This window comes from Zooshikella ganghwensis DSM 15267 (assembly GCF_000428585.1).
GTDB classification, from domain to species: Bacteria; Pseudomonadota; Gammaproteobacteria; order Pseudomonadales; family Zooshikellaceae; genus Zooshikella; species Zooshikella ganghwensis.
Genome location: NZ_AUAF01000023.1, coordinates 1 through 13,623 on the forward strand (window position 1 = coordinate 1; position 13,623 = coordinate 13,623).

General features: G+C 41.0%; 10 protein-coding genes and 2 pseudogenes. 4 read left to right on the forward strand and 8 right to left on the reverse strand.

Features of this window, described 5'->3' with window-relative positions; translation table 11 throughout:
- Nucleotides 1-100, reverse strand: a pseudogene (locus F607_RS33465) (IS200/IS605 family transposase); the annotation flags it as partial.
- 403 nt (nt 101-503) lie between these two features.
- Between F607_RS33465 and F607_RS0107510 the strand changes: the two are divergent.
- The 3 genes from F607_RS0107510 to F607_RS0107520 all read left to right on the forward strand — a co-directional run bounded on the left by F607_RS0107510 (nt 504) and on the right by F607_RS0107520 (nt 5,102).
- Nucleotides 504-1,367: a hypothetical protein gene (locus F607_RS0107510; RefSeq protein ID WP_027707598.1), complete on the forward strand. Its 864-nt coding sequence runs from the start codon at nt 504-506 to the stop codon at nt 1,365-1,367.
- Between the two features lie 101 nt (nt 1,368-1,468).
- The gene (locus F607_RS0107515; RefSeq protein WP_027707599.1) at nt 1,469-2,695 is read left to right on the forward strand and encodes a type 1 periplasmic-binding domain-containing protein; all 1,227 of its coding nucleotides are present in this window, start codon (nt 1,469-1,471) and stop codon (nt 2,693-2,695) included.
- The gene (locus F607_RS0107520; protein ID WP_027707600.1) at nt 2,688-5,102 is read left to right on the forward strand and encodes an ATP-binding protein; all 2,415 of its coding nucleotides are present in this window, start codon (nt 2,688-2,690) and stop codon (nt 5,100-5,102) included. Before F607_RS0107515 ends, F607_RS0107520 begins: the two co-directional genes overlap by 8 nt.
- Here the strand turns inward: F607_RS0107520 and F607_RS0107525 are convergent.
- The gene (locus tag F607_RS0107525; RefSeq protein ID WP_027707601.1) at nt 5,079-5,375 is read right to left on the reverse strand and encodes a hypothetical protein; all 297 of its coding nucleotides are present in this window, start codon (nt 5,373-5,375) and stop codon (nt 5,079-5,081) included. The genes F607_RS0107520 and F607_RS0107525 overlap by 24 nt on opposite strands.
- Before the next feature lie 119 nt (nt 5,376-5,494).
- A complete protein-coding gene (locus tag F607_RS0107530; RefSeq protein WP_027707602.1) occupies nt 5,495-7,336 on the reverse strand; it encodes a beta-ketoacyl synthase in 1,842 nt (613 codons plus the stop codon).
- A gap of 333 nt (nt 7,337-7,669) precedes the next feature.
- On the opposite strand from F607_RS0107530, the gene F607_RS28615 reads away from it, so the two are divergent.
- Complete coding sequence (locus tag F607_RS28615; protein ID WP_051311090.1) at nt 7,670-8,698, forward strand: GlxA family transcriptional regulator; 1,029 nt, start codon at nt 7,670-7,672, stop codon at nt 8,696-8,698.
- Nucleotides 8,699-8,745: 47 nt separating this feature from the next.
- Here F607_RS28615 and yidD read toward each other — a convergent pair.
- The 5 genes and pseudogenes from yidD to F607_RS0107560 all read right to left on the reverse strand — a co-directional run.
- Nucleotides 8,746-8,889: pseudogene (gene yidD / locus F607_RS35425) on the reverse strand (membrane protein insertion efficiency factor YidD); the annotation flags it as partial.
- Nucleotides 8,890-8,977: 88 nt separating this feature from the next.
- Nucleotides 8,978-9,805, reverse strand: a complete 828-nt coding sequence (locus tag F607_RS0107540; RefSeq protein ID WP_027707603.1) for a hypothetical protein — start codon at nt 9,803-9,805, stop codon at nt 8,978-8,980.
- The gene (locus F607_RS0107545) at nt 9,799-10,245 is read right to left on the reverse strand and encodes an acyl-CoA thioesterase (protein ID WP_038290538.1); all 447 of its coding nucleotides are present in this window, start codon (nt 10,243-10,245) and stop codon (nt 9,799-9,801) included. The genes F607_RS0107540 and F607_RS0107545 overlap by 7 nt, the downstream gene beginning before the upstream one ends.
- Nucleotides 10,238-11,521, reverse strand: a complete 1,284-nt coding sequence (locus F607_RS0107550) for an alanine racemase (protein ID WP_038290540.1) — start codon at nt 11,519-11,521, stop codon at nt 10,238-10,240. The genes F607_RS0107545 and F607_RS0107550 overlap by 8 nt, the downstream gene beginning before the upstream one ends.
- Before the next feature lie 629 nt (nt 11,522-12,150).
- Nucleotides 12,151-13,257: a 6-phosphofructokinase gene (locus F607_RS0107560; RefSeq protein ID WP_027707606.1), complete on the reverse strand. Its 1,107-nt coding sequence runs from the start codon at nt 13,255-13,257 to the stop codon at nt 12,151-12,153.
- Nucleotides 13,258-13,623 lie beyond the last annotated feature (366 nt).

A 13,623-nucleotide genomic window follows, 5' to 3' on the forward strand; every position in this document is an offset into this window, starting at 1 on the left:
TTCTGATTTTACCGTAAAGTATTTTTCTTCTTCCTTTTGGCACAAAAACCAAATGGTACTTACAATCCCATTTAGAATGACTTAAGCTTTGATATGACATGTGCATTGTTTCCTTTTATGTGGGCCGCAAAGCCACTGGAAACTTTACACATGTCTTCTTTCTCCATAAAACTGAATCTAGAGGCCAAGCCTTGAGAGTCACACTAGTCAAACTAGTGGCTTACCTGTCAACGAGTTAATTGTGTCAGGTTGATGTTTAGTAAGGTTACAGTTACAATCTTGTCACATTTTATATATACCCTTCGCTAAGGGTATATACCACTTTAGCAGTGGCCCAATTAAACTCTGGCTTAGTGTTTTGCCTTCATTATGAGTGGCTTATCGCAAGGAAAGGGTTATACCGTAAATATGATTCATCGAGCAATGGATAGCATTCTTTCCTTAACTGTTTATTTACTTCAAGGAGCATAAGCATAACCGTTGCTTACACAGAAGAGAAAAAAATGGGTTTGTTTAGATTTAGCCGACTAGTGCTTGCACAACACGTTTCTCTTGCAGTATGTACTTTCATTATTATTGTGTTATTTATCCAGGTATCATCTCCTGTATTACTTTTAACGTTATCTCTCCTTATAGTTGCACAGACACTCGGTATTATTGATCAATTACGTTCAGGTCAACACCACCCCATTCATACATCATTGAAAAATAAAGCGAAGACAGCACCATTTATATCCCGCTTTTTTTCTTTTAAAAAGCAAGAGCCTGATCAGCCTAAGCTTAAAAATTTTACTACCGCTATTTTCGCTATAAACGACAATAATACATTAACACCACTCAATAGATACGCGAATTTTCTTCTTCATCATACCAGTCTTATTAACCAGCAATCGTCAATAAGCCAAGTGGCCACTGCCATAAAACCGGGTGACAATACCTTAGTATCCTTAACCAATAGCCAAACCACATTACCATTACAGGCTATACTAGAGCCTTCGAATTCTCATATTGCTCAACCTGCGCCTAATAAGCACCAGACTTTATCAATAACCCCTATTCCTCCTCAACTACAAAAAATACAACAGGAAACGTCTCTACAGCTACTTCGCTTTATTAAACATGAGCTTATCAATATCACAACCCCTATCAGTTCTCTCAGTGAAGTACTCGTGATACTCATTCAAAAGCTAACTACACCTGGCACGGTAACTGATCATGAAGTAGCCAAGAATAAACCGGCAATACATGATATCCTTCTTGCCGTAGATACTATTCAAAAAAGTGCAATTCAGCTTAAGACATTTACTAAAAACCTAAACAGCCAGGATTTTTTAGACAAGTTTATGAATACTATACCCAAAAATTGATTCATGAAGAGTATACTAAACATGTTTAAATCTCATCAAAATAAAAAATAGTTATCGTATACAAGGGATACTATTTACAGGATAATAAAAAGGATAAAAGTATGATGAGACGCTTAATGTCATTCATAACCAAGTTAACCACGCAACAACAATCAACGGCAGTCCATAACAAGAATAAGAGCTTAACTAAAAAGCATAGCGTATTATCGTTGCAGGCTTTTACCCTATTACTTGCTAACCTGATAAATACTCCACAATCAATTGCGATTACTGATCCTCTTTCAAACACTGAAGCTTCACGTTCTGCACCCAAAAAACTATGCCTGACAGGTACCTCAGTAAAAACCAGCCCTGCTTATGGTGAAGCATTTATAAATGGCGCTAAACTAGGGCTTATGCAAGAAAAAGACAACCGTACAGCCCTAGAGGTCCATTTTTTTAATCCATCCCCCTTGGGAAGCATTAAAGCTACAAAGAAAATGATTTCTTCTGATTGTGACGGAATTATTGGCTTTGACAGCGCCAACGATATTATCCCAGTAAGAGATTTATTCGAAAAACACAAAATTCCACTTATCTCTCTTTATACCCCCATCACTACAGAAATAAACAAACCTTATATTTTCTCAATGCAGCGCCCCATTGTAGACAACGTCCAGCACATTCTTAATAATCTTAATAGCCAACATGCATTTAACAACATATTACTCATCACCTCTATTGACAAATCGAGGATGAGAGATTATCAAAAAGCCTTTAAAGCCCAGCTCATTGCAAATAAACAGTCATTTACAGACATTAGTATTACTGAAATTAATCCCACGATTGAAAATATTATCCCATTATTTGAAAAAGAGCATAAACCCGATTTAGTCATTCTACTGACAAGATCCAGCTTATCCGCAAAAATTGTAAATTATATTCAGCAGAATTACCCAAAGCACCAAACAACCTACATTGGCACTGTCAGCTGGGGATCCAGCAAGTTTCAGCCATTCTTTGATCGTCTTAAAGATAAAAGCATTACAGCCTACTTTACCCGCCAAAACACTTACTTCGATCCAGACCCTAAATTCCAAGCAGTCATTGATCAGTATCGTTTGACCTATCGCAAAGAGCCAATGGTTATTTCTCTGTTGGCTTACGACGCAGCACGTATTTTTAATCGTTATTTTATCAACAAGACTCCCTCCTCCCAAAGTAACCCATTCACGGGAATCAATTATCAAGGAGTAACAGGTGTTGAATTCAGCACAGAGGGTAATTTAACCTATCACAAGCTATTTACCATGAAAGTGACACCAGGTGGGTACAGACTCAGTGAGTAAGTCGTCACAAAAAAAATCTATCGTTTGGATCAGTGTTGTTTTTTTCTTATCATTAATTATTATTCAAACAGCACTGATTACCTTTGCTATTATTATAGGGTTAAAACTGCAAAAGCAGGAAGTTATCAATCGGGCTGCCAACTTTGTTAATTTTCTTGACAATAACACTAAAGAAGAAATTATTCTCCAAGTCATCTCCAATAATTATCAGGCACTTGAATTTATAAAATTCAATATTCTTGCTCACTCCAACTTAACAGGTTTAGCGATTGGCAATAAAAAAGTCGTCGAAAACTGGCTTATAGACAGAGCGCACTGTCAAATCAATCCTCATCAACCTACGACTTGTCACAACGAAAAAACCAATACGTTTATTGGCATCAACCCTATTGTATACGACCAGAAAACAATTTCTTATGTTGCAAAAGAAATCGCTTTACCTTTAGAAATTGGCTCAAATAGTGTATTTTGGCTTTGCATTACGATCATCATTACTTTCCTGGTTAATATTAACGGCATTCTATTTTTTTATAAAAAATACGTCATTCATGATATAAACAAACTGGTAAATACTTTTGACGGTTTGCATATAAAAAAAACAACAACATTTAATGTACTGGAGTACAACATTGTTTACGACAAACTTCTTGAGTTTCAAGCCAACTTAAATAAAGCCAATAGAAAAATTGCAAAAGCCAGAAGCTACCATACCATGGTACAAACCACTCAAATGCTTGCCCATGATGTTCGTAAACCTTTTACATTACTCAATACAGTGATTGAGCTGATATCCAGTATCGATAATATTTATGAAATCAAGTCTATTTTAAAAAAGAGCATTACTCCCATACATGCAGCGCTTGATAACGTAAATAGTATGATTCAGGATATTATGGAGATTGGCAATCCACAATCACCACTGACCCAGAAGAAAACTGATCTCAAAAAAATATTACATCAAACACTCATTGAACAATTTCGATACAATAATAATTTAAATATTGAGCTTACCTATAATTTACAGCATTCACACAAGCTGAATATAGACCCCAACCGAATTATTCGAGTCCTTAGCAATATTATTTCTAACGCATGTGAGCATATGAAGGGAACAGGACATATATGGTTTTTATCAAAAGAAATCGATAAAGGTTGGGTCGAAATCACCATTGGCAATAGTAATAGCTACGTCCCCAGAGAGTTTTTTTCAAAAATATTTGATCCTTTTTTCTCTCTCAATAAAAACAATGGCACTGGGTTAGGACTAGCCATTACTAAAAAAATCGTTGAAGCCCATGGCGGGCAGATTAATGTACATTCAACAGAAGAAACAGGTACTGAATTTACCTTTACCTTACCTGCAAGTGATGAGCTTGCGATACAAACCATGGAAAAACTACTTTGTTCAAGCAAAGATTACTATTCCCATCATGCGATTAAGCTTTCAGAAAACATTCAAACTCATACGCCTAACCAACATGATGATAAATACATTGAACAAGAATTATGCAAAAAATTAAACCAGAACCATTCTATTCGTATCGTCATTATTGATGATGAGCCAGTCTATCGAGACTATATTAAAGAATATATCAGCTCCTCACGTAATCTTAGTCAACATATCACTATTGATGTATTTGATACTACAGAGCAAGCTCTACGCCATGAGTCCATCCTTCACCAATGCGATATCATTATTCTGGATATTGACTTTGGCAAAAATTACATGAGCGGCCTTAACGCTGCACCTATTTTAAAAACACGTTATCCCGCGACTATACTTTGTATTCACTCAAATCGTTATGCCCTTGAGCTGCAAAAAAAGATATCAGAAACAGGGGCAGATTTATCCATACCCAAACCCATGACACGCACCCACCTTCTCAAGCTACTTGATACCATTTACCAGTCTAAAACTACCAATACAACACCTGTTATTAACTCATCTCTCACAACGATACCGGTACCTGATACCAGGAGTCCAATAGCACAAGGCGCAGAACAGCAGCCACACACTATTCCGCTTTATTTTCACCCTGATTTTGTACAGATTGAGGATGACTCTTTAATTCGGACCTGTTGGGAAATTAATGCCAGCCAATATAACCTGAAAGGTGTTGCTTATGCTTCCTATCAACAACTGCAAAACACAATAGCCAACATCCCTCCAGATACACCTGTTTTTATTGATGTGCACTTATTAAATAGTGATAAGAATGGATTGGAAATTGCCGAAGAGCTCCATGAACGAGGATTTACAGAACTATATTTAGCAACCGGTAACAGTGAACATGAATTATCTGTCCCTCACTGGATCAAACGCGTTATTGGCAAAGAATTTCCCATTGACTTTCTTCGTTATGGACAAAAATCACCAGGCAAACTAGCTAATCAACAAGGATATTAAAAGTGCCGAACAACCACTAATAATAATGCCCCATACCGCAAGTGACTTCTTGTATTGATGCTTTGTTAAACCAATGATACCTAATACCAGTGCGACTAAATTTAGCAGTATACCTGCCAGTATTACGGCTCCCAGATAGTTAGCCTCTCGTATTTCAGAGCCAAGATCTGTACTTGATGCCCCCACCCAACCAAGAAAAACAACACCACTCACAATCACTAAAATTGCAAGCGCAAAAGATAATATTCCAAAAATAGATTGTTTAGTGGCCATTACCATCAATGCCTTAGATTAGTTGTCGATTTCCATGCGCACTAAAAAAATTCCTAAGCTTCTACTACAACTTTTGGAGGGAAAACGTCGCGCGCTCCCCCCCCACTATCCTGAGCTGTTTACACCATATCGGGATATGGGTTTTGCAGGTTTAAGTCAACTGTTTTTTCATAACCTGGAACACTGACAGCAGTAGCTGTATAGCCAAGCTCATTACCCTCAATAACTCCTTCACCAAAACGGTATATTGGTGATCGGTTACCTGAAATACACGCATTATCATAGTCTGAAGTAGCCGCTTGTACCTGCTCATTTCGTTGCCAATATGCCGTCATTGTAGACTGTCCATGTTTCTTTTCGAGCATATTAGTGACCACATGAGGTGCTAATACGGCTGCCGATGCATTATTACCGCCAAACCCTTTTGCATTGATAAAGGCAACATCCAGATCATCAACTGGCACTTGCAAATGATTTAATAAAATCTGTAGATTATCCTGATAAACATCATCTGCAACCTGATTAATCGTAGTAATACCAGGAATAATACCTTCAGCCCAAACCCCAAGTGCTACAGCCAGCTGGTCACCTGCAGCCACACCCAAAGAGTGCCCAACATACGACTTAATCGCGGTAACTGGCCACTGTGTAATACCAAAGGTTTTTGCTGTTTCACTTAATATATGAGACTCAGTGATGCGGTTTTGCGGTGTGCCTGTTCCATGTGCTAACACATAGCTTTTAGGTAGCGCAGATTCACCCAAAATAGACCGCGCACAAGCCACAGCTTTTGCCATAGTTAAATAGTTACCTGCACCGGGACCCGAAATTGATTTTTTATAACCATCGGCATTTACAAAAATATCACCAATTGCACCATAAATAGTCGCGCCTAATTCAACGGCTAACTCATCATCACATAACACAAAAAACTGTGCTGATTCTGCCAATGTAAAACCACAGTTATGACCAAAAGGGCGACACGCACGACGATGATTAACAGGCACATCGGTTGCCTGCCCGTCCAACTGATTTAAACCTTGATCAGTCGCCAGCGCCCCCATCGTAGAGTAACCATCAAATACTTCTGGCAGCAATGGCGCTTCAGCGTTACCCACTATCACTAACCGATGCTTACCACTACGAATGGCATCAATACCCTGGCTGAGGTTGTACAGCAGCGTCGCACAAGCCCCCATGTTGGTTCCAGTCCCCCCCAAACTCCCGACTACATAGGCATTAATAAAGTCAGCTGGCATTTCTGCAAAACCCAGTGGGCACTGTTTTGAAGTCACTCGTTTGCCCAATAACCGAGCCTGTATCATCCCGCCATTACCATTGTAATCTAGCTGGCTCATACTACTGCCCGCATAGACTGCAATTTGGTCTGGCGCTAAAAAACGGCCAATGTTTTCCCAGTCAAAACCCAACGAATGAATAGCATCAGAAGCCCCATAGATAGAAAGCTGCAAGCCTCGGGGATGATTCCTGGAAGGGTAAAGGTTTGCTGGGTCAAAACCCATCGGCAACTGTCCAGCACTATTGACTACAGCTTGCCGGAAAGCAGGTTGTAAAAGTGTTTCCGCAGACACTAACGCGACATGACTGACTCCACCCTCTTCTTTAACTACTCGCCAATGGCTGGGTAAAGGGTTAGGTAACTGACGCGTTTTGACTTGAATAATACTACCTGCCAGCAAGCCTAGCTTTTGATGGTGCAATATCGAGCTAGGATCGAATAAGTTTGACTCCAGCTTACGTATAAGAGTGTGAGACTCTATAAACTGACGATCTAACGCATCTGCTGATAAATTCATCAGCTGAGCAAGACTGGCAAGAGTCGTTTGTTGTGAATCAGCAGACAGCGCATCCAGAACCAAACGACGATAGCCATGATGCATAGACGTGCGGCCAGCGGGGTTTATCCCCCCCATGCCAATAATCACTGGAAGTCTGGACAAAGCACTCTCCTTAAATCAACAGCTCATCACTAAGGGGGTACCTCTTTAAATAGTAATATTTTCGTGATAGCTAGACAGTATTTGGTCTAAAACCAAAATGCATAAAACACACATGATGACCTGAGCTTACGGGGTATCACAGCTATCACGGAAAGAGAACATTTTAGAGGTGCCCAAGGTATAAAACTCAATGTACAACTTAGCATTAGTGTAAAAGCAGTTACCTAAAGCGATCTGGATTTTTTGGCCAAATTATCGGACTATATCGCCAGCCACATACAGTACTTTATCAAAGCCTATTGTCCACCACTGCATTATGCGTCAGGTTCAACCATGTCAACCCACATTACCGTATTAGCGCTGCCTCATATGCTGGGGACAAGTATTACGCTACCGATGGAAATACTTCATGCAGCTAACGCTAATCTTGTTGCCAGCCATCATCGACAAAACCTGTTCAAAGTCACTTTGGCTGGCCAGGCAGTTGCTCCTATTACCATCACTGGCGGCTTAACCATCACCCCTCAAACCAGTATTGAACTTATTGATAAAACAGATTGCATAGTTATTCCCGGTCTTTGGAGAAATCCACAGCGAAGCCTAAGAAAACTACAACCACTGATCCAATGGCTCACCAAGCAGTATCACCAAGGAGCAACGCTGTGTGCAGCGGGTACTGGCGTAAGCCTTATTGCAGAAGCTGGACTACTTGATAACAAACCTGCTACTACTCACTGGTTTTACTTTGACAGTTTTCAAAAGCACTACCCCAAAGTTCAATTACAGCAACATCACCTCATCACCCAGGCGGGACGGATCTACTGTGCTGGCAGTGTGAACTCTATGGCTGACCTCATGATCCACTTTGTCGGGGTCGTTTGTGGACAATCCATTGCAACCCGGGTTGAGCAGCAGTTTTCTCAGGAAATTCGACGCTCTTTTGAGTCGGTTCACTACTCATTTACAGATAACCGAAACTACTCTGATGAAACAGTACTGCAAGCACAGCTATGGCTTCAGCAACACTATCAGCAAGACGTAATATGGTCAGTGCTAGCCAGCCAGTTACAAGTCAGTCTACGCACCTTTAACCGACGTTTTCGGCAAGCCACTAATCAGACACCCACAGGCTATCTACGAAAGCTGCGCTTATCAGCAGCAAAAGAACTCCTTCAGCAATCTAATTTAACCATCGCTGAAATTAGTGATTTGGTAGGGTTTAAAGATGAAAGCTATTTCGCCCGCTGTTTTAAACAGCAATTTTTATTAAGTCCCTCAGATTTTAAACGTTCTGTACGGGGCAAGCTTTTTTCACTGTCAACGATCGCTGATTCTACCTCATCTCCAGGTACCGGATCATAACCTCCGGGATGCCAGGGATGGCAACGGAGCAAACGGCGAAGTGTCAACCAGAGACCATAGCCAAGGCCATGTTGAAGTAATGCCTGCTCAGCATAGTGGGAACAACTTGGGTAAAACCGACAGTTATTACCAAGCAGTGGACTAATCAACCAACGATAAATTTTTAATAAACCGAGTAGAAGATACTTCATTAAGCCAGCTTTTATTTATTTAGCGACATGCCACCAAGTATAACGCAGGCTCAAAAGTAAACCCAGCGCATAGAATATCAATAAGCTATTAACGTTGATGAAGGGGTTGCAGATACTGCCACAGTTGCTCCTTGGTGGATGCATTAAATGTATGAACATACAACTCGCTGCCAGGTCCACTTGCAACGATCTGCTGAGACTCTTTTAGGTCAAATGCTCCCTGCAATTTAGCCTTCAAAACCATTCCCCTATTTTTAGTGGATAGCCAATAAGGTAATGTTTGTTTAGGGTGGTCCGATGCGATTTTCATCGCGTCACTATGTGCTTCAGTTGGTGCCTCGTCCTGGGTATAGCCAATTATTTTTTCATTACTGTCAATGGCTGTATTTAATGTAAGCGCAGTGACATCAGCACTACTAAACATCAACTGCAGATCGACTTGTTGTCGATTAATGGCCTTAAACAGCAAGTTATAGTCATAGTACTGGCCATTTGGACAAAACACTTTACCCATCACCTGTAGTTGTTTTTTCCGCCGAGCAAACCCGTAAATAAACTGCTGCTGACATGTCTGAGCAACAACGGGCAGCTGATTTTCCTGAAGCATTTTTGGAATGGCTTTGAGTGTCACAAACCCCAATCCAGGCTGATTCTGCCATAATACTTTTTTATGCTTAGGATCAAAGACAGACAGTCCCCCACCTTGTGCCGTATTCCACTCAATCACAAAGTCACCTAATGGAAATTGCTGTGCTGCAAAAAGGACAGGTGAATAGTGCAGTTGCCGCTGCTTAAACAATTGTTCTGCAACCCTTGCCTGGTACCAAAGCCCGGCAGCTGCCAACATACCTAATACACCAACAACTAAAATAGCCCCATAGACGATAGGTTGGTGAAACCCGCTACGACTCAACATGTATCACCTGTAAGCCGTTGATAGGTAGCGAGTAAACCTGCAGGAAAGCGGCGCGGCTTACCTTGAAGTGTTACACAGTTATAGGTACTGACAGCACGTAGAATTGTTTCCTTATCTTTGGTGCGCACTAATTGAAATGTTCGCTGCAATGCCCAACGCTCGTCACAACGAGTAATCCACGTCGCAAGTTGTAGATGATCCCCAAGATAAGCGGGCAGTAAATAATCCAAACAGTGCTGCTTAACAACCATTGCACACTGCCACTGTTGATAGTCATGAAGGCTAATCCCTTCTGCAGCAATTTGACGCCATGCAACTTCCTGCAACCAGTTAACATATACAGCATTATTGACATGTCCATAGTGATCAATTGCATCGGCTTGCACTAAAATTGACATGACAAAAGGTTTGGGAAAGTCCCAAATTTCAGTCTCACCCATGATTCACTTCGCTAATACTTCGTGATAATACAGGCCATTTTTCTACAATTTGTCCCCGCCTGACAATCAGCAAGTCCTCAAATTCCAACATTACTGCTTCACTTTGTTGAGGACGAAAAAAAACAAAATCATCCATGGTCAAAGCAGTTCGAGAAGAACTTGTCAGAATTTCCTGATTAGAGCTTCGTCCATAAAGACGATTCAGGCTCAACCCTCCTGGTGCTTCAGGTATCGCTTTCCAAAATCCCCCATAAATAAACAGCGCCTGTCGCCAGTTAGGGTTCCACCAGCCAATGGTTTTAGACAGCTTCTCTAAAAAGGGTAGCTCAAACTGATTCAGTTTTTTTAATACCGGTGTTGCAATAAAGTAGGCAGCCTGATGGCCACGCAACCAGGGCCGCTCAAAGTCCTTAGGCATGAGCAAGGCTGAACCAACACTGATATCATTAAATAACGATATATTTTGGTACAGCATATAAGTTTGACTACCCGCACCATTTAACGTCAGCTGGTCATGCCATAAGTTAGGAAACTGCTGCTGTATAAAGCTAACGAGTTGCGTAAAACGCTTAGCGACTTCATCCCTTGCTCTTAATAGCTGTTGCTGTTTTCGCCAAGGTAATGAGGGCAACTTCGCTATGTGGGCCTCATATCCCATTAAACCACTGAAGTTAAGATAACGTGGGTGATCAGCAATAAGCCCCAGCAATACTGAAAGCTCAGCAGCAGAACTTACGCCACCGCGGTGCAAGCCAATATCCACTTCCACATTTATGTTTAACTTGATGTTTTGCTGCCGTGCAAAACGCAGGTATTGCCTTAGTCGCTCAGGACTATCGATTAACCACTGAATTTGGTGGAGACGATGCTTTTGGTCATCATCACAGGTATGCCAAAACTTCATGATAGCCGCAATGGGTAATGGCTTACCCAATAAAAAATCTACATCATGATAATACCGATGCAAAAAAGACAAAAAAGGCCGATGGAAAACCATCAATCGACGACTACCTGTTCGCTCCATCAGGTAATTAATCAGAGATAAACAAGGAATAGACTTTACGACTAAACGGAGTTTGGTTTTCCCATTTAGCCGCTGTTGAACAGACTCAAGATTACTATCGACGGTATCCAAGTCGACCAGCTGAGAAGGTTGTCCTCCTGCTTTCTTTTGGAGCTGCTGATTTAGTAAAGAAAAATATTGATTATAAGGTTTTCCCCTGTCTTTGGGGCGAAGCAAAAATGACAAAATAATTAACAGTAGAATCCATTCCATTAGGGTGCTCCTCGAATTAATAATGCTGGAAAAGTGCAAACTAAATGAGGGATTACTTAATATACCCAAAACGAAGGTTTTTTAGGGGCGGCTGTCAAGCGATGAATCCCCTGGGCAAGTTTACTGCTGTGAAACTTGCGGTAGCCACTTTAATTGATATAACAGCGCTGCTGGGCGGTTATATTAATAAGTGACTGGGGTGACAGTTAAATGCTCCTCGGCAATTGCTCCTGCATTGCTCTACTACATGACATCCATGTCATTATGCATAAACTGGATTCGCACCATCCTTGGCGGTCAAGAGCGCTGACAACAAACCCTAAAAACAATTCGTGAAGGGTATAATTAACCCTTTGTTGCACTTACTGTAGTAAGCACATAACCTGTTGAGTATCATCCGTAATAATCAACGTTAAAAACTGGTTTCAGAATACGTGAGTTCTTGCTTAATTCAACCTGAAAAAAACTTCCCCCACTGAAAAAGGTTGGCTTAATATACAAAAAGCGCTGGCAAAATGCTCAGCGCTTTTTTTGATATTTATAAAGCAGTTCTATGCTAGATCAACTCTAGTACCACTCAATCATTGAATCATCTAAAGCAAGCCCAAACACAGACCTAAAACACAATGTTACTGATCACCAAAGCTGGTACCCACTAAGCGAGCGGTTTCAACCCAAGCATGGTCAACAGGCACACGGTTTGTCGTATTTGCAACTTCTTCAATTGCCACAGGTACAATTTCTTGCCCTTTCACTGCAACCATGTTGCCGAACTTTTCTTCATGAATCATTCTGGCACAAGCTGTTCCTAAACGAGTTGCCAATAAACGGTCGAAAGAAGAAGGCGTTCCACCACGCTGCAAGTGACCTAAAATCGTTAAGCGAGATTCTTGGCCCGTAATTTCCTCGATTTCTTGAGTCAGTTTCACGCTATGACCAACTCGCGCACCTTCTAAGCGGCGAATCTTTTCTTCCAGTTGATCTCGCTCTTGCTCACCTTCTGTCGCAGCCAGCTGCTTTTTAAGCTCTGCTACAACTTTTGCGTCTTCTTTAGTAATCGCACCTTCAGCAACAGCGACGATACTAAAACGCTTACCAGCGCGAGCACGGCGTTTAATAGCCGCAGAGATCATGTTCACATCATAGGGTATTTCTGGCAGTAGAATAACATCCGCACCACCCGCAATACCTGCACCCAAGGTCAACCAGCCCGCAGAGTTACCCATGATTTCTACAACCATTACCCGGTGGTGACTGGTTGCAGTAGAGTGCAAACGGTCAATAGCTTCAGTGGCAATACCCAGGGCTGTATTAAAACCAAATGTTACGTCTGTGCATGCAATGTCATTGTCGATCGTTTTAGGCATGGTGACCACATTCAAGCCAGCCTCTTTTAAACGCATTGCATTTTTATGAGTACCATCGCCACCCAGGCAAACCAATGCATCAAGGTGGTGACGATTATAGGTAGCAACAATTTCATCGGTCATTTCTCTGGTACGCGCAGGTGTATCACGACTTGTACCCAAGATAGTTCCGCCATCAACGAGAATGCCAGAAAGTGTTTTTCTGTTTAACTCTAAAGTCCGGTCTTGTGCCATACCACGAAAACCGTCCAGAAAACCGACAAATTGCATGTCATATTGATTTTGGCCCGCCCGAACCAAACCACGAATAGCCGCATTTAATCCAGGACAGTCACCGCCACTGGTGAGAACGCCAATAAATTTAGACATACGTAAAGGACCTCCAAACACTTATATAACTAATACTTATGAAACGGTAGTCTGATTGGCACGAAAGAACTTGATAGTCTTTTTTTAATGATAATTGTCTTTTTAGCATCAGACGGAAAAAACTTCTAACGGACTCTAAGGAACAATGGTTCAAGTTTTCGATACGTATGTGGCTGATTTCTGTCGATAGCCGCAATTATATCTATCGCATCGTTAGCGACAACTTTAAAACTCATTAATACTGAGCTAAAGCAACATATTGCATATCAGAAAAATATTTTTATCTATTGCAAACACTCAAAATAAAGGGAAATACAACAGTTGGATAACATTAAATAGATAATATTACATAGTGTATTGTTCATT